Source organism: Virgibacillus sp. 7505 (genome assembly GCF_002272135.1).
Lineage (GTDB): Bacteria > Bacillota > Bacilli > Bacillales > Amphibacillaceae > Terribacillus.
Genome location: NZ_NPBF01000202.1, coordinates 1 through 265, shown reverse-complemented (window position 1 = coordinate 265; position 265 = coordinate 1). Strand labels below are relative to the sequence as shown.

Genomic DNA, 265 nt, shown 5'->3' with positions numbered 1-265 from the left:
TCGCTGTCTGGAAGTGTTTTTCCGGGCTCTTGATCCTGATGAAATTGTGGAAATTGCGAAAAGAGCCGCTGATAAAGCGGGCATGGCGTTAACAGACGATGCAGCCAAAAAGGTTGCTGACTATGCTACCAATGGCCGGGAAACGGTCAATGTCGTCCAAATTGCGGTAGGAGCCGCCCGAGCAGATAAACGCACTTCCATTGAAAAGTACGATATTGAATGGGTTCTCCATTCGAGCCAAATGTCGCCACGCCCAGAACGGCGC

General features: G+C 50.9%; 1 pseudogene. It reads left to right on the top strand.

What is annotated here, in order from left to right:
• A pseudogene (locus CHH91_RS18600) lies at positions 1-265 on the top strand (ATP-dependent protease LonB); the annotation flags it as partial.